This window comes from Parvularcula oceani (assembly GCF_000733125.1).
GTDB lineage: Bacteria > Pseudomonadota > Alphaproteobacteria > Caulobacterales > Parvularculaceae > Parvularcula > Parvularcula oceani.
Window position 1 is genome coordinate 1 of sequence record NZ_JPHU01000024.1, and the last position, 17446, is coordinate 17446.

The window sequence follows — 17446 nt, forward strand, 5'->3', positions numbered from 1 at the left end:
GCAACGCGATCCGGCGAGCGGACGTCGTCCTCGCGGTCGGAAGCCATGTCGACGAATTGCTGCCCTGTCCGAGCAAGATTGAAACGGACACCGCTGTACCTCGCAAGCGGTACGAAGAAGTCGCAGCGGCAGTGATCAGCGCACCTGATCGCTTCTCAGTCATTCTTGCCGAGAATGGGCAAGGCAAAACGGTCATGTCGACGAAGTTGCGCGAGCACCTGCCGCAGGGCAGCTGCTCCGTCGTTTTCGACTGCTTCGGTGATGGCGGTTGGCGTAACGTATCCACACCGCGCTACCGAGCGCAGGATGTCTTGGTTCAAGTCGCCAACGAGCTTGCATCGGTCGGACTGTGTAACCTCCTTATTCCGAACGGAAAAAGCGACGAGGCCTACTTTCAAGCGTTCTCGAAGCGGATGCAGCAAGCCAACGACCGCATCTCTTCCCGCAACGAGGACAGCCTCGTCTGTCTGATCTTCGATGCTGCCGACAACGCAGTCATGGCGGAGAACGAACCCGCGCACACCGGCAAAAGCTTCTTGGCGGGACTGCTAACCCTGACGCTTCCCGAGCGAGTCCGCGTCGTCTTCACGGCCCGTCCATCGCGACGGGATTCACTTGGCGACTTATCGCGATCGAAAGTCATTAAGCTCGGTGGCTTCAAGCGCGATGAGACGGTCGCCCACGTTCGGACACGCTTCCCTCAGGCTAGCGAGCAGATTGGTCGCGACTTCCATTGGCGAACATCCGGCAACCCACGAGTCCAAGCGAAGGCGCTCAAACGGGCGAAGGCGGTGGGAGACCTCTGCGCCGTTCGGCCTGGCCTGACAGTCGATCAGCAGATCGACGCGCTTCTTGATGTCGCAATTGGGGCCGTGACGGCAGGTCAGACGGAGGCTGAGCGCGCGAGCGTGACGATCCTGTGCCGAGCATTGGCGACGCTCCGGCCCTCCGTTCCGTATGCCGTGCTGGCAGCCATGACCGGTCTGCCCGCGGCGGCTGTGCGCGACTTCACCCTTCAATTCGACGAGGCGTTCCATGTCGGTGATGACTTGGTGCGGTTCCGGGACGAGGCGACCGAGGATTGGTTCAAGCGCCGATACGAAGTTGCGCCGGAAGAGACGGCTGTCTTCGCCAACGGGCTGAAGCCGATCGCAGCGCAGTCGGCGTATGCCGCCTCCGTGCTACCAGGCCTAATGCTTAGGGCGGGACAGCTAAGGGAAGTGATCGACCTCGCGCTCTCGGACGACGCGCTGCCGAGTGACCCGACCGAACGTCGTGAAGTCGTTACCGAACGTCTCGATTTTGCTCTTCGTGCCGCGTTGAAGGCGAAGCGTCACGCGGCGGCTGTGCCCTTAGCCTTCCGCCTCGGCAGTGAGCGGGCTGGTCAGTCGCGTTTGAAGGCGCTCGTCCGTGAGAACACGGACCTGTTCGCCGCCGTGCAGGGGAGCGATCGGGCGGAACGGCTCGTCGCTGAACGGACGCTAGAGACAGATGGTAGGTGGCTTGGCGCTAGACATGCCTACGAGGCAGGCCTGCTCTGTTGGCATGACGACCACCATGCCGAGGCGCGCAGCGCGGCCAGGATCGGGTGGGACAGCCTGCGGGCGTGGTACAATCAACCGACGAAAGACCGATCGGGGCAAGGACTGGAGGCTGACGATCTCACCGAGTTTGCTTTGGCGGCGTTGAAGCTCGATGGACCGGCGCCTGCCGTTCGTAGGGTTCAGGCGATGAGGCCCAGGTCGAGAGCGCGTTCCTTAGTCTACGACACGAGCTGCCGGGTCATCCGTCGCTTGATCGATCATGCGGACTGGACGAACGTCGATGCCCTGTGTGCGGAGCAGTCGGCGAGCGTCCCATTCCTGCTCGCGGCCAACGCTGAGCTCGTACGGGTCGGACGGACCTTGCCGAACGGTCCTGGTGAACGTTTGTACCGGACCATAACGCGGTTCGCGTCGCGAAGGCGCGCCTTCGATCCGGATGGCCTCGACTATCGCCATTCTTCCGTGGCGACGATCGCTGCATTGATTCAGAGCGCCATCCCAGCTTCCATCGGCACGGTCGACGAGCATACCGAGCTGCTCGGATGGTCGCTCCCTGCGATCAGTGCACACACCATCGAGGGTCACTCGGCGAACAGCGGCGGGCGTGATGCGCTACTCCGCGCGGTCGCGTTGCATGCTGCTTTGTGTGATCGGAGGATCGCGCCAAATGATGTCGTGCCATCTGACAGCGAACGAGAACCGGATCGGTATGGCGATATCGGCCGGGCCCGCGCGCTGCTTACGCAGGTCCTTCCGTGGTATGCGGCTTGGGCCGCGAGCGTCGTCGGCAATGCCACGTCGCCGTTGCCAGCGTTGCCCAAGACAAGCGAGCTCGAAGACGAGCGTCGACGGTTCAACTTTCTCGCAGACGACGCTCTACGGCTTCATTGTGAGGTTCTGCTATCGCGCCAGGACCAGCCTGCCGCGGAAGAAATGGTTTCATGGTGCAAGGCGAACGCTGAACTGTTGACCGTCGGCGGCTTGGCGTCCGCCGCGCGTACGCTCGCGCGGCATGAGTATGCCCCTTACGTTCGAGCCGCCCACAAGGTTGCGACCGTCGCGCGAGCGAAGCTCGCCGAGCGAGGCGACGCGGAAGAACGTCTAAATGAGGCGATCCTCGTCGCCCGAGCGGTCTTGTACCCCTTCCGCGACGACGCCAGCGGGCTGCTGGACCACGCGGCCGACGCAGCGACTCGTCTGGGCGATGAGAACCTGCAGCGGTGGGAAGCGACACTGGACCTGATCGCGCAAGCCGGCCGGGTTGGAACGCTCTCGGCAGAACTCGCCCATGAGGCTTCAAGGCTCGCTGAGCTCGCCGACGAGACCATCTATAAAGGCTTCGACTGGGGCGACATTGGCGGACTTCTAGGAGCCGCGTCGCCAGGCGCCGCTTTGACCATCGCGAGTCGATGGCGCGATCGCGGTGTTGGAGACGAGAACCGTTACCTGCCGCCGCTGATCGATAGCTTGGTCGAGAGAGGCGAGTTGTCTGCAGTTGCGCGGGCTGCGCTTTACTGCGGGACACGCGCATACTGGCCTGCTCATCGTATTGTTGGTGAAGCGTTGGATTCCGTGGATGGCAGTGACAAACGCGGCGAGATCGGTCGCCGCGTGCTGCGGTACGCGCGCTGGCGGGATGTGACCGACAACACGTTCTGCGAGATCCGACATGCTTTCGAGACTCACGGTCTCAATATCTCCTATGATCTCGAAAGGCTTTCATCCGCTGATGCGAAGAGAGCTTCGCGCGAGAACCGACACGAAGGCGTGGATCAGCGGCCAGCCGCCACTGTATTTGAGGGACTGACTGTATGGTCGCCGGCCGACCTCGCAGAGGCGAACGTGCGGTTCCGGGCTGGTTCGCCGCCTTGGTACGGTGAGGTGTTCATCGCGGCAGCAGCTGATCACGTCCTGCCCGGGAAGGAAGGTGCTTTCATCGACGCTGTCGCGCTGCTTCCGCGGTTCGGTACGTTCGGCTTGCGTGATCTGCTTCGCGCCATCCCGGAAGGCTGGCAAGATATGGCGGGCGTTGAGATGGCACTGCGCAGCGCGGTGCAGCGGGTCGTCCGAACCGAGCCCTACGCTGTCCAGCGACGCCGGTTCAACTCGCTCTTCCCTCGGGACGAGCTCCGGCAGTTCCTTCACGGTGCTGATGAGTGGGTCGATGAGGCTACCCTCGAAGCCGCCGCAGACTTTAACGCGATGATCGACACGCCCTTCGCGTTTGGATTGGTCAGTCTGCTTGCGCCCACTCTGACCGAGACTGAAGTTCACGGTACACTGCAGGGGGTTATCAGCCAGGTTTCTAGCGAGCTGTCTGATCGCGAAGGCGGCGGCAGTTGGACACCGGCGCTAACCCCACCGGGCAATACCATCACGGCCTTCGCAGGCTGGTTATGGACGCGCTTGGGTGCGCCGATTGCCCAGCATCGGTGGGAAGCGGCGCACGTTGTCAGGAGTCTCTGCGCGTTCGGCGCGACCAGGGAACTCGAAAGTCTGCGGAGCTTCGCTTCAGGTGGCAACGAAGTCGCTGCGTTTACGGGGCAGGGGTTCGTCTTCTACGAGTTGCATGCACGCCTGTGGCTGTCACTCGCGCTAGACCGCGCTGCTCGTGAGAACCCTGGGGCGGTCAGGGCGTTCGCGCCGATTTTGACCGGGTGGCGTGACGGCGATCACGCGTTGATACGCGAGGTTGCCGAGCGCGCATTGATCGGCCTGGGTGTCGATTCTTTTGAACGGGTAAACGCGCCTCGCCAGGCACCCGTGCCTGCTGGAAGCCTAGCGGATCGCACCGACGAGTTTGGCGCAACTGGAGAAGCCGACGAGGCGACGTTCCGCTTCGGCATGGATATCAGGCCGTCCTGGTACGACCCGTTAGGTAGCCGCTTCGGTATCTCGGCCGCCAGCGTCGAACGCCGAGCGCTGACGAAGATCAGAACCGTGCTGAACCACCCTGGAAGCAGTCGCTGGGACGACGATCAACGTCATGTTCGCAGAGCCTACTCAGAGGGAAGTACATATTTCAGACACGACTATCCCCAGGCAGATGACCTGAACTTCTACCTCTGCTTCCACGCGATGATGTTCGTCGCGGTTGATCTTCATGCCGAACTGCCAGCCCGTTCGGACTGGGGGGAAGTCGATCCCTTCCTCGACTGGCTCTCGCGCTACGACGTTCAGAGAGCTGATCGCGCCTGGCTGGCTGACGGTCGAGGCCATCCGCCGGCCGATCGCAATCTGTCAGCCCACGCACCATCCCTATCGAATGCCGATTGGCAGTGGTCGATCCAGGCGGGGGACTTTGCTGAACGTCTATGTAACGACGGCAGACTAATCGTTCATGGACATTGGAAGGAGATTCACGGGGACGCCGTCGAGGTTGTCCAGATCGGCAGCGCGCTAGTGACACCTGATCGCTCGGTCGCGTTGCTACGGGCAGCCCAAGACCTGCCCGACCTGACCGACTACTTCATCCCTTACGAAACCGCTGAGCGTGACGAGGACGAATACCATGCCAGGCCGTTCGTTCTCGATCCCTTCGTCGCCCGGCCGAACTCGGAACCCGGTTCTCTAGATATGCATGACCCGTGGGCGAACGAGGTGCAATCTCCACCAATCGTCCTTTCATCGCAGGTACGCCAAGCCCTTCTCGAACGACCGATCGAACCAGACGGCTGGGCAACCTGGTCAGTCAACACGCCCCCGTATCGAGAACGCGATGGCGATCACCCGTTCGGCCACCGGTTGGACATCGAAGTCCAAGCGGCCCTCCAGGTCTTGCGGGACATTGATCGTGACCTGCTGATCGATGTCCGGATCGAGAGAACCATTCGTCAGTATGGCTACGGGAGCCGCTATGACCACAACGCCCTCGAATACCTCCATCCCTACCGACGGTTCTTCCTCATCAATCGGACCGGCGCGATCCGTACGTTCTGAGGACGTTCGCACCATTGCTGACCAGATCATACGCAGCTTTGGCAATACGTCTCGAGGCGATCTGACGACGCGGTGGATGGCGAACCATGTCGCATCGCTTATGCGGGACGCGGAAGCGGCGACAGCCGATGCTGGGAGCGCCGACAGATGTCGGGAAGCGATTTTGCATCTCTGGCAGCATCGAGCGCATTGGCCACGTGGCCATCGGCCGTTCGAGGCATTTGAAAGGGTCTTCGAGGTCTTGGACCGACTAGGGCCCGATGCAAGCCGACCCCGCTACATTCAGCCCTGGAGCGATGATGACGATGGGCCGTGGCTGGAAGCAGCGCGAATTGTCGATAACGCGGCACGTTCGCTTGTCTTGGCCTGCGTTCGGCTAGCCGCGCAGGAAGCGGAAGTGGAGTCAGCCGAGTGGACAGAAGCAGTAAAAGGGTTCGCGTCCGGGGCAGATTGGGAAGGCGTCGCCAGATTGATCGGTCTGCAGAATGATATTGGGGAACGATCAGAAGGAGAAGGTGGCGCGTACGATGAAATCATAAATGTAGTCAACGCCGTGCGAGATGCGGAGAAAGAATGAGTTTCCCCGTACTGTAGCGACTGACATGCTCGTCGCAGAGAACTCGGGTCCACATAGTTTCGCTGCAACCGGGACCGATAGTGCTTGGCTTATACCGAGTAGGATTCAAGACTACATTCGGAGTTTCATCTACTACTGCGCTGGTGAAACGACTAAATGCATCAAGCAACTAGCAAACGGTCCGGGTACGCGTGAGTTGCATCTCGACCAGATTATTTCGACCCATTGGACATCACGGTGACCTGCCTCAGCAACTCATGAAGGTAACCTAGCGCAGCTCCAGCCAGCGCTTGAGGGGTGGCTTCCGACAGCGGAACGTCCAGGAGCGAACTTGGCGGCCGGTATACCCTGCCGCGATTGGTGATGGGTACCAGTTTCGGTCGTGGGGGTAGCCATGTCTGGGAGAGGGTTACCTCTCCGAGCGGGGTCATACCGGCAGCGCAGAATGACATCGGCCCCTCGAATTTGATCACGAACGTCGGGCCGGACCTTTCATGCAACTTTTCGACGCCGTGTTCATGAGCATTCCGTGATTGATGAAGGTAAGAAAGCGCGGGGTCGGACTTCCGCGTTTGGCGGACATTGCTCCACCAGGGTCTGCTATGCGGCTTTGTTTCAGCCCACTTGCCTATCATTGCTAGGGCGCGGTTGTGTGCAATAAGGAAGTCAGTCCAAGCGTCACGGAACGAAGCGAAATCCAGACAAGCTCCGAGTTCATCTCTGGCCTTCGCAGCGCGCTCCGTCGATGCTCGCGCAGCCTCTACAAACGCATTGCTCATGTCTTGCTACCTCGCCCGCCCTGTCGATCGTCTGCGATACAGTCTTCCAATCGAAGAACGGCTACAGCGTCCAGTCCGTAGGATTGGTTAACACCTCTTTCTGACGATGGCAGATTGGCTCGTTACCTCAGGCCACGTGCCGTGGCTGATCGATTTGGCCTACGCGTACCAACCTGTGACGACTTGCTGCCAAACCAGGTTGAGTTCCGCCATCGTCGCGAGAAAGAATTCGCCACCAAGACTTTGCGACACGTTGTTGAGGCCAGCTTTCAACTCGCCTTCCGCTTGAAGAGCATCAGATGCCTCAATCGGTTGTAGTCTCATTCTGGACGTTGAGCGCTCGACCAACCACTGGTGTCCTCCAGGCGGATAGGCATGGTTTAATGCGGCGCATCGAGTTGACGGCGAGTAGGACATACCAACCTTCCAAACCGACCGAGCAGTAGTATCATATTCGGCTCCAAGCATTGCCCGAGGATCCCCTTCCCAACGCAAAGCATAGAGGTGACGTGGAAGAGCACGTTGCGTCAATTCGAAGGTGCCAGTCGAGATTGGGCCAGCCTTGCTTGGCTCTAGGCAATACCAATCATCATCCTCTAATTTCGATGACGGTACGCTCTCTTTATCTCCCCAACCAACGCCATAGAGCCACGTCTGCTGCCAAGGTAACGAGGCGAACCCGCGTGCCTCCTTTACGGTTAAACGTCCTCCTGACATGCCAAGATTCCTCCAGGCGCGCTGATTGTAGGTGGATGGGGCGAAATCTTCGATCATCGGCGCATACTCAAGCGGAATCTCTATCGCGGACTGAGGGCGGAGTCCGAAGGTCCATCGCCATTCGTCACGACTACTCCTGACCGACGCTAAATGGGCAGGGTCGACGTAGTTCACGAGAGACACGCAATCTCGCGTTGTGATGAAGCCTCCGAGAAGGCGTCCGCGTTTCTCAGGTGGACGAACCTTGGGTTTGCGAGTCGCGTAGATCAGGATCAGTCCTAAATTGAGCGTGCTCGCCGCAATAACATCTGCTACCGCTTCTCGAGCGGAGGCATAGGTGAAGTTTGGGCACCCCCAGAGGTGAGGGTCGAACCCATCTGAAGCTTTGATCCAAACGGGCGGTTTCTCTTCCGCCAGTACGCTGCTGATCGTTTCTGCTAGTGGCATCATACCGCCAGAGTACCAGGCCCTCCTTACCGTTTGCCAAGGGGCCGGTCCCGACGGCAGACCAATCACAATCAACGACCCGGCGGTCGTCTCGTTAAGTAAAGATTAACAAACGTCGGGTCCTAGGTCAGCCTTATGTTCGTTTAAAACGCCACGGTTGCAACGTGTTCTAGAACCCCACATTCGCTGTGCGCGGCGCGAAGGCGTTCTCGGCGTTCAGGTGTGTGTACCGCCGCAGCATCTTCCAGTCCTTGTGGCCCGTCACGAGCGCGACCTTCTCGAGCGGAAGGTCCGCCTCGAACAGCCGCGACGTCGCCTCGTGTCGTAGGTCGTGGAAGTGCAGGTCCTCGATGCCGAGAGCCTGGCAGGCGCGTGTGAAGGCGGCGCCGACGGAGTTTGAGGCGTAGGGGAAAATTCGGCTGCCTCGGTTCGGCCAGTGCTGACCCTGCTCGTGCAGCAGTGCCCACGCGTCGAGCCCGGTGAGGTCGATGAGCGGGACGCGCTGCTTGTTCCCATCCTTGCGCCTCGGGTCCTTACGGTCGCGCACGATGACGGTGCGGGTGCGCTCGTCCACGTCCGGCCAGGCAATGCGCAGGATCTCGGACTGGCGCATGGCGGTCGCGACCGCGAAGCGGACGATGCGTGCCATGGGGATGCGCTGGCGGGTGTTGGCCTCGAAGTAGGCGACGAGCGCACGCAGTTCGCTGTCCGTCGGGCGGCGGTCCCGTTCTCGGCTGCTGCCGATCAGGCCCAGCCGCTTCAGCGCAACCCGACCGAGCCGCAACTGTTCGACGTCGACGCGGACGCCATGCACCGCCGCAGCGTCGGTCATCACGGTCTTCAGGTACGAGACATCAGCCGCGATGGTGACCGGGCCGGCGCCCTCCTTGAAGCGCTGCCGGCCGAAGGCGACGAGGGCGTCTCGGTCCATGTCGCGGATGCGAACCCTGCCGACCTTCCGGCGGAGGAGGTCAAGGCTGGCGGCCTTCGATCGGCGCAGCGGCTTCCCGACGTCGGCCATGTCCGCGATGTGCAGGTCGATCAAGTGCGCGATCGTCGTCGCCTTCACCTCGGTGGGCTTCCGGACCCGCTCGCCGCGATCGGCCTCGCGCTCGGCTTCTCGAGCCCACATGTCAGCGTCGATTTTGCGCTGGAAGGTGGCGCTGGCATACCGGCCCTTGCGACGGACTTGGGCACGCCAGTTACCGGTCGGTAGTCGGGTCAGAGTGGCCATTTTCGTGTGCGATTTATGTGCAGTGAGACCGAGAAAGGGCGGGACATTCCGTGAACAAAAGTGCACACGCCGTGTGCACGTTCGCTGTTTGTCCGTTATTCCTACTGAGAAAATGCCGTTCAATCAATCCCATAGATTTTGTATTGCACCTATGATCGATTGGACGGATTTTTACTATCAGTTATTTCCTTGGTACATGTTTCAGCGAGCCTCATCGTCAATAGAGATTGCGACCGAAGCGGTGCGTGTGCTGCGAGAATAATCTGAGGCTGAAACGCAAGCGCGTATATTGACTGATAATACGTTCAAGCGTATAAGTTCTTATTATGCGCTGCAACGTATAAAAGGCAAATGTCTCAGTTCGCTTCTCTCCGTACATCTCACCAACTCGGCAGCGCCTTGGCCCGGCTGCGCGAGCAGGCAAACCTGACTCAAGCGGAGCTGGGCCAGAAGGCAGGGCTGCGGCAGGCAACGATCTCGAAGATCGAGAGCGGTTCGGAGTCGAGCCGGCTCGAGACCCTCTGCCGTATCCTAGCTGCCCTCGAACACGAGATGCAGATAGGCCCGCGGCGCCAGTCCGCCGAGGCTGATCTCGAAGATCTCTTCTAATGGGACGCAAGCGGACCTTCCCTCCACTTGACGTGCTGATGAACGGTCGCCTTGTCGGGCACCTATCGAAGGAGGCAAGCGGTGCCATCGGCTTCGCCTATGCGACCGAATGGCTCGAGGCGGACACGGGGCTGCCGGTGTCCCTGTCCCTGCCTCTGCGTGAGCGAGGGTACACTGGCCAGGCCGTCACTGCGGTCTTCGACAACCTTCTGCCGGATGCCGAGCCAATCAGACGGCGGGTTGCCGAGCGAGTAGGGGCGGCGAGTACAGATACGTACAGCCTCCTATCCGAGATCGGCCGCGACTGCGTGGGAGCACTCCAGCTCTTGCCGGAGGGGACTGAACCCGAAATGGCAGACGGTCTCGATGGCGAGCTCATGGCTGAGGAAGCTATTGCTTCGCTCCTCCGACGCCTGAAGACAGCGCCGCTCGGTCTTGATCGTTCGGAGGACGACGCCTTCCGCATCTCGGTCGCAGGTGCGCAGGAGAAGACGGCGCTCCTGAAGATCGGCGACGACTGGATCCGCCCGCGGGGAACAACGCCGACCACGCACATTCTGAAACCGCCGATCGGCACGCTCGAGAGCGGCATCGATCTCCGCCACAGCGTCGAGAACGAGCACGTCTGCCTAAGGCTCCTCGGCGCCATGGACTTCGACGTCGCTGAGACGGAGATCGCTAGCTTCGGCAGCGCGAAGGCTCTGGTCATCAGGCGGTTCGACCGCCGCAGGACGAAGGATGGCCGCTTGCTGCGCCTACCGCAGGAGGACTGCTGCCAGGCGCTGGGGGTGCCGCCGACGCGGAAGTATCAGAGCGAGGGCGGGCCAGACGTCCCTACCATCATGCGGCTCTTGCAAGGCAGCGATAGCCCGCAGAAGGACCGGCGGGACTTCTTCGCCGTCCAGGTTGCCTTCTGGCTGCTCGGTGCGACCGACGGCCACGCGAAGAACTTCAGCGTGTTCCTCCGGCCGCACGGGTCCTACGTCTCAACTCCACTCTACGACGTGCTGACGGCCGCGCCTGCCTTGGCATCACGGCAGCTTAATTGGAACTCGTACAAGCTCGCCATGTCGATCGGGGCCAGCCGACACTACCGCGTCCGGAGCATCCTCCCGCGCCACTTCGTCGAGACGGCATCCGAGAGCGGCCTGTCGCGCGACGAGGCAAGCGCCATCCTTGCGAGCGTGGCGACCCTATTCGGAACAGCACTCGGCGTGGTGGCGGATCAGTGCTCGTCCGCCGAAGAGCGCGTCGTCCTCGACGCAATCGTTGAGGACAGCCATTCGCGCCTCCGGCTCTTAGAGCAAGCTAATTAGGATATCGGCTGTGCTGCCGGGCGGGCGGCGGCTATCGCTGGCGACGTGCTCCCCTGTAGACGGCATCGATTCGATCGGCGACGGGACGTCGGGTCTCGACAACGAGGTGCGCGTAGCGCTCGGTCGTCGTCACCTTCTTGTGGCCGAGATTCGCTCCGATCTCCTTCAGCGACATGCCTGCATTGATCGCGAACGAGGCGTAGGCGTGCCGGAAGTCGTGAATGCGGAAGTCCTTCAGGTCGGCTTCTTCGGTTAATACGCTCCAGACGTGCCTCAGCGAGACATGGCCGCTGCGCGCCGTCGGCGAGGGAAAGACAAACATCTCCTCTGCGGCTCGCCGCCGCCAGCGAGCAGACAAGATGTCCGCGCTGCGGGACGACAGCGGGATGACCTTTGGCACGTTCGTGCCGCCCGTCTTGTGTCTGAGCGGCGGGAGGATCAGCAGACGTCGTTCGAGATCGACCTCGGACCAGCGGAGTGCGGCGATCTCAGTCTTTCTTGCGCCGGTCAGAAAGATCAGCTCGATGCACTCAAGGTGATCTTCGCCGACGCGCCTCTCGTCTCGCAGCCGATCCATCGCTTCGAGCAGGCGCTCGACCTCTCCCTCGGACAGGTACCGCTCACGAGCGCCGTCCGTGAGCTTGGTCATCTTGCTCGCAACGTTCTCCCTCAGGAGGTCGCGCCGGACTGCCCATCCCAGGGCCGCTGACAGAGAGCGAACCGCATGTACGGCTGCACCCTTACCTCCCGTGACGGGGTAGCCCTTCCCAGTTCCCTTCGGTCGTGCCGTCTTGCCGCCAAGCACGTCCGCTTGGAAGCGCGAGAGGTCGTGGGCAGTCAGCTCGTCGATCCGCCGCTTGCCGAGAAGGGGTACGGCGTGGTTCCGAAGGTAGCTTCGGTCGTTCGCCCAGCTGCTCGGCCTCTTGTCCGGTCGGTCGATCGGCCCCTCCGTGAGGTATCGGTCGACAAGTTCCGTAACAGTCAGCGCCAGCGGTTCCTGCTTCTTCGGCCCGATGGCTTCGCCCCGTTCGAAGGCAGCGGATAGCTGCTTCGCGATCTGCCGCGCCTGATCAGGGGACAGTGCCTCGGTCAGGCCGATCTTGCGGGTTACCTGACGGCGCTGCTTCCACTGCCTGAGATAGTAAGCCTTGCGACCCGACGGGAAGACGCGAACGCAGAAGCCGCGAATTTCCGTGTCCCAGAGAACGAACTCGGGGTTGGCAGAAGCGGGGAGGGCCGCGACCGCACGCTTCCCAATGCGCTGCCGCACAGAGCGGTCCGAGGCGCTCACAGGCGTCCCAGCTGGTAGTACACTGGTAGTAAATTGCCGTGAAACAGCAGTATGTTCGCGTGATGTTCCATGTAGGTCCGTGCGCCGTCAGGGCCAACCAACCTTCTGATTATGCAAATAGATTCGAACTAATTCAACAGCTTTAGGCAGCTTCCGCGTTTCACGAAACGACGCCTTCCAAGCTGAGGATGCGGGTTCGATTCCCGCTACCCGCTCCAGTTCCCGATCCCGGGCATCCACATCGCCTGCGGCCCTATTCGGTGCCTGCGCCGGGCGCGGGGCGGGCGCGGATGCGGGTCGGGCCGGCAAGGCCGAACCAGCTGCGCTCGCCTGCGTCATAGGCGGCCTGCACCAAGTCGTTGCGCAGCCCCGCATAAAGGCCCGCCAGCTGCTCCGTCGCCGGATAGGCGGCCTCGCCCGTCGGCAGGGGCCGGACCGGCAGCCCCTCATGCGCCTGCGCCATGAAGCGGCGCCAGATCTGCAAGGGCAGGGAACTGCCGGTCACGTGGTCCATCGGCGCCGCTTCGTCGTTCCCGACCCAGACCCCGGCCGTGATCTGCGGCGTGTAGCCGACGAACCAGGCGTCCCGCCACGCATTGGTGGTGCCCGTCTTGCCTGCCGAAGGACGGCCGGGAAGCGCCGCTGACCGTCCCGTGCCGTCGGTCATGACGGCGGCCAGCATCTGCGTCGTCTCCTCGGCGAGCTTGCGGTCGATGACGCTGAACCCGTCGATCGCTTCGAAGGCATAGACCTGCGTGCCGTTGCGGGTGCGCACATGCGCGATGGCATGACCCGGCACCTCGGCGCCGCCCTGCGCGAAGGGCAGATAAGCCGCGGTCAGCTCCTCGAGCGTCAGCTCCATCGTGCCGAGGGCGAGGGAGGGGAGTTCGGGCAGGTCCCGCGTGATGCCCGCTCTGCGGGCGGCATCGATCACCCTGTCCCGGCCTATGGTCTCGGTCACCTGCACGGCCACCGAATTGGCCGAGGAGGCGACGGCGGAGGAGAGGCGCACAGGGCCCTTGTAGCGCTCGTCGTAATTGGTCGGTGCCCAGTCGCCGACGCGCACGGGCTGGTCGACGATCACCGTTCCGGGGCTGAGGCCGCTTTCGAGCGCGGCGAGATAGACGAAGGGCTTGAAGGCCGAGCCGGGCTGTCGCCGCGCCTGGCTCGCCCTGTTGAACTGGCTTTCCTCATAGGAGCGCCCGCCCACCAAGGCGACGATGCCGCCCTCTTCGTCATAGGCGATCAACGCGCCCTGCGTCGCGCCGCGCGCCGCTGCCTCCTCGTCCAGCACGGCCGACAGCGCGTCCTGCGCCGCTGCCTGCATGTCGAGGTCTAGCGTCGTGGTGACGACGAGGTCCTCGTAAAGGGTGCCGAAGCGCGAGTAGATTTCCTCGGTCACCCGGTCGAGGAAATAGCCGTAGCCGACATTGCGCTCGCGCAGCGCGAGATCGGGCGGCTCGGCCTTGGCGATCTGCGCGGCGATCGGGTCTATGAGGCCCGTCTCGACGAGATTGTCCAGCACCTCGTGGCTGCGCCGAAGCGCGCCGTCCATGTTCGTCGTCGGGGCGAGGGAGGAGGGCGCCTTGGGCAGGCCCGCGAGGAGCGCCGCCTCTGCGAGCGTCAGCTCGGTCGCGTCCTTGGAAAAATACGTGTCCGCCGCCGCCTCGATGCCGTAAGTGCCCGCGCCCAGATAGATGCGGTTGAGATAGAGGGAGAGGATCTCCTCCTTGGTCAGCCGCGCCTCCAGCCAGAGCGCGAGCTGCATCTCCTCGAGCTTGCGCATGATCGTCTGATCGGGGCTGAGGAAGAGGTTCTTGGCGAGCTGCTGGGTGATCGTGCTGCCGCCCTGGACCACCGTCCCCGCCTGGAAATTCGCCACCAGGGCGCGGACGAGGCCGCGCAGGTCGAAGCCCGGATGCTCGAAGAAGCGCCGGTCCTCGGTCGCGATGAAGGCGTCGATGACATAAGGCGGCAGGGCGTCCAGCGGCACGGGCTCGCGATAGCTGAGGCCGAGCGAGGCGGTGCGGTCGCCATTGGCGTCGTATTCGATGCCGCGCGTGCCGATGCGGCGCCCCTCGCGGTCGAGAATGGTCACGCTGATCGGGCGGCCCGCCGAGAAGAGGTCCACATCCTCGGAGGGCAGCACGGCCGCCGCGAAGCGGATATCCGCGATCAGCACCACCATGGCCAGCGTCATCGCCGCGGAGCCCGCCATCAGGGCGAGCGGCGCCGGAGAGGGCAGATGAGGCGACCCATGCCGCAATTCCGCCGCGACGGCGCCCGGGGCCGCGCGCAGAATGTTCAGCGCGAAGCGGAGCAGGCCCGTCTTCCCGCCGCCGGAGGCGCGGCGGGTGCGAGGATGCGATGCGGTCCGGCGGCGCAAAGGCGATGTCCCGTCGTCAGCGAAGGCGGCGTTGCGCGCCCAACATAGGCAGCGCTTGCAGCGCCCGCCATCATGGTTAGCTTCGGCGGGTGCAAGACCCCAGTGACATTCCGTTCTGGAAGCGAAAGCGGCTGTCCGAGATGACCGAGGCGGAGTGGGAATCGCTCTGCGACGGCTGCGGGAAATGCTGCGTCGTCCTTCTGGAGGACGAGGACACGGACGAGGTCTACGAGACCAGCGTGTCCTGCCAGCTCTTCGATGCCAAGGCGCGGCGCTGCACCGCCTATGAACGCCGCTTCGCCCTCGTCCCCGGCTGCGTGCAGGTCACGCCGCAAAACGCGGGCACCCTGTCCTGGATGCCGAAGAGCTGCGCCTATCGGCGCCTGTCCGAGGGCCGCGGCCTCGCCGACTGGCACCCGCTGGTCTCGGGACGGCGCGAAAGCGTGGCGGAGGCGGGGCAGGCGGTGTCGCCCAACCTGCGCTCGGAGGCGCGGGTGAAGGCGTCCAAGCTCTGGCGCTATGTGACGGGGCAGCGGCGCTGAGCCACCTGCGCTGCGCGCTTCCCTCTTCGCCGCCGCACCCGATAGGCTCCCCTCGAAGAACCCCGGGAGCCTCGCCATGATCCGCACTGTCCTTCTGTCCAGCCTTCTCCTGACCACCTCCGCTTTGGCGCAGGAGGGGCTCAAAGAGGCGGTGCAGGCCGATTACGAGGAGAACCTCGAAGCGCTGTTCATCCATTTCCACGAAAACCCCGAGCTGTCCTTCCGCGAGTTCGAGACGGCGAAGCGCCTCGCGAGCGAGCTCGAAGACCTGGGCTATGACGTCACCACCGGCGTCGGGCAGACGGGTGTCGTCGCGGTGATGGAGAACGGGGAGGGGCCGACCGTCCTCGTCCGCGCGGACATGGACGGCCTGCCGGTGAAGGAGGATACGGGGCTCCCCTACGCCTCGACCGCGACGCAAGAGGACCTCGACGGCGAGGTGAAGCCGGTCATGCATGCCTGCGGGCACGATGTGCACGTCACCTCGCTCGTCGGCACGGCGCGGCAGCTCGCCGAGCGCAAGGAGGAGTGGCAGGGCACGGTGGTCCTGATCGCTCAGCCTGCGGAGGAGCGCATCTCGGGCGCCCGCGCGATGATGGAGGACGGGCTCTATGAGCGCTTCCCCAAGCCCGACTACGCGCTCGCCTTCCACGTCTCGGCCGACGAGCCGGTCGGCACCCTCTCCGTGCCGCTCTCGGCCACGGCGTCGAGCTCGGACAGCGTCGACATCATCGTGCGCGGCGTCGGCTCCCACGGCGCCTCGCCGCATAAGGGGGTCGATCCGGTGCTCGTCGCCTCGCAGATCGTCGTCTCGCTCCAGAGCCTCGTCAGCCGCACGATCTCGCCGCTCGATGCGGGCGTGATCACGGTCGGCGCGATCCATGGCGGCACCAAGCACAACATCATCCCGAGCGAGGTGCACCTCCAGCTCACCGTGCGTTCGGACAAGCCCGAAGTGCGCGAGCAGCTCCTCGACGGCATCGACCGCGTGGCCGAAGGCGTCGCGCTGTCCCTCGGCGTGCCGGAAAACCTGACCCCCATCGTGGAGCGGTCCGAGAACGAGACCACGCCGCCGACGATCAACGACATGGCGCTGGCCGAACAGGTGCGCACCGCCTTCGGCGATCACTTCGGGCAGGACATCTTCTATGACGAGCCGCGCACCGGCATGGGCGCGGAGGACTTCGCCTATTTCGTGCAGGAGGGGACAGGCGTGAAGGGCGTCTATTTCTCAGTCGGCGGAACGCCCAAGGACGAGGTCGAGAACGCCCCCGCCCACCACTCGCCCTTCTTCAAGATCCAGCCGGAGCCTTCGGTGACGCTGGGCACGGAAGCGATGACGGTGGCGGTGATGGAGCTCCTGGCGCCGGAGGGGGAAGCGCGGTCAGCGACGGGGAATTGAGGGGGCAGAACGCCCGGTTTGGCGGGCCAATTGGGCGCTACCTAATAACGCAGTGAAATAGCTGGAATGGAAGCTGTAGGGGGCTCAGTGTCTAAGCTCGTCTGTTGGATTTGCGGTGCCGAGAATCCCACTTCCTATGAGCATAGCGTGAAGGCGTCAGATATTCGCCAGATTTCTCCGTCGCACGTCTACAAGCACGATCAGAATGGAAGTCGGCGAGTCCAGGGTCCGAAGTCTAAGGCGTTCTGCTTCAAGAAACCGATCTGCGCATTTTGCAACAATTCTCGGAGCCAGCCATTTGATCGGGCGTGGGAAGCTTTGTCAGCTTATCTGTTGAGGGAGCACGAAAGGCTTTATGAGTGCGCGACGCTCAACTTACGCGATATATATGGAGATGGATGGCGGGAGAGCGCTCGCGACCTCATCCTGTACTGCACAAAAATGATCGGGTGTGCTCTCAACGACCATCTTGAAGACGTAGACCCAGCATTTGACGGAGTCTTACCGGGTCTGGCGCAGGCGATAATGGAACGCGACAATAAAGGTAATGTGCGTGTACGGATTGCTCGACTCGCGTCTTCCGCTCCGGCTGTGGCGTTCCAATCAGATTTGAGTCTAGAAATCGACAAAGACGGATCACAATACGATCGTGGTATGTGGATA

General features: G+C 62.8%; 9 protein-coding genes and 1 pseudogene. 6 read left to right on the forward strand and 4 right to left on the reverse strand.

All coding sequences use genetic code 11. The features are described 5' to 3' along the window. Positions 1-131 precede the first annotated feature (131 nt). Complete coding sequence (locus IE88_RS0115890; protein ID WP_272945615.1) at positions 132-5483, forward strand: NACHT domain-containing protein; 5352 nt, start codon at positions 132-134, stop codon at positions 5481-5483. 1515 nt (positions 5484-6998) lie between these two features. On the opposite strand, the gene IE88_RS18445 is transcribed toward IE88_RS0115890, so the two are convergent. After that, positions 6999-7613 (reverse strand): hypothetical protein, encoded by a 615-nt coding sequence (locus tag IE88_RS18445; RefSeq protein ID WP_162178372.1) that lies wholly within the window; start codon positions 7611-7613, stop codon positions 6999-7001. Positions 7614-8172: 559 nt separating this feature from the next. Beyond that, on the reverse strand, positions 8173-9237 hold the full coding sequence (locus IE88_RS0115895; protein ID WP_051882390.1) for a site-specific integrase: 1065 nt from the start codon (positions 9235-9237) through the stop codon (positions 8173-8175). Positions 9238-9588: 351 nt separating this feature from the next. Between IE88_RS0115895 and IE88_RS0115900 the strand changes: the two genes are divergently transcribed. Together IE88_RS0115900 and IE88_RS0115905 are read left to right on the forward strand one after the other, a co-directional pair. Next, positions 9589-9846: a helix-turn-helix domain-containing protein gene (locus IE88_RS0115900; RefSeq protein WP_031556427.1), complete on the forward strand. Its 258-nt coding sequence runs from the start codon at positions 9589-9591 to the stop codon at positions 9844-9846. After that, a complete protein-coding gene (locus IE88_RS0115905) occupies positions 9846-11162 on the forward strand; it encodes a type II toxin-antitoxin system HipA family toxin (protein WP_051882391.1) in 1317 nt (438 codons plus the stop codon). The genes IE88_RS0115900 and IE88_RS0115905 overlap by 1 nt, the downstream gene beginning before the upstream one ends. Positions 11163-11193: 31 nt before the next feature. Here IE88_RS0115905 and IE88_RS16915 read toward each other — a convergent pair whose 3' ends face one another. Both IE88_RS16915 and IE88_RS0115915 read right to left on the reverse strand, forming a co-directional pair. Next, positions 11194-12432: a tyrosine-type recombinase/integrase gene (locus IE88_RS16915; RefSeq protein ID WP_036767552.1), complete on the reverse strand. Its 1239-nt coding sequence runs from the start codon at positions 12430-12432 to the stop codon at positions 11194-11196. A gap of 274 nt (positions 12433-12706) precedes the next feature. Further along, positions 12707-14839 (reverse strand): transglycosylase domain-containing protein, encoded by a 2133-nt coding sequence (locus IE88_RS0115915; RefSeq protein ID WP_051882392.1) that lies wholly within the window; start codon positions 14837-14839, stop codon positions 12707-12709. A gap of 89 nt (positions 14840-14928) precedes the next feature. Here IE88_RS0115915 and IE88_RS0115920 point away from each other — a divergent pair, with 89 nt between their 5' ends. The 3 genes and pseudogenes from IE88_RS0115920 to IE88_RS18760 all read left to right on the forward strand — a co-directional run. Beyond that, positions 14929-15381: a YcgN family cysteine cluster protein gene (locus IE88_RS0115920; protein ID WP_031556433.1), complete on the forward strand. Its 453-nt coding sequence runs from the start codon at positions 14929-14931 to the stop codon at positions 15379-15381. Positions 15382-15457: 76 nt separating this feature from the next. Next, entirely contained in the window at positions 15458-16783 is a 1326-nt protein-coding gene (locus IE88_RS0115925; protein ID WP_031556436.1) for a M20 metallopeptidase family protein, read from the forward strand. A gap of 147 nt (positions 16784-16930) precedes the next feature. Beyond that, positions 16931-17446: pseudogene (locus IE88_RS18760) on the forward strand (hypothetical protein); the annotation flags it as partial.

Excerpts from the sequence above, each read along its gene's own strand:
- IE88_RS0115925 (WP_031556436.1), top strand. The coding sequence starts at position 15,458 with ATGATCCGCACTGTCCTTCTGTCCAGCCTTCTCCTGACCACCTCCGCT.
- IE88_RS18445 (WP_162178372.1), bottom strand. The coding sequence starts at position 7,613 with ATGATCGAAGATTTCGCCCCATCCACCTACAATCAGCGCGCCTGGAGG.
- IE88_RS0115900 (WP_031556427.1), top strand. The coding sequence starts at position 9,589 with ATGTCTCAGTTCGCTTCTCTCCGTACATCTCACCAACTCGGCAGCGCC.
- IE88_RS0115895 (WP_051882390.1), bottom strand. The coding sequence starts at position 9,237 with ATGGCCACTCTGACCCGACTACCGACCGGTAACTGGCGTGCCCAAGTC.
- IE88_RS0115905 (WP_051882391.1), top strand. The coding sequence starts at position 9,846 with ATGGGACGCAAGCGGACCTTCCCTCCACTTGACGTGCTGATGAACGGT.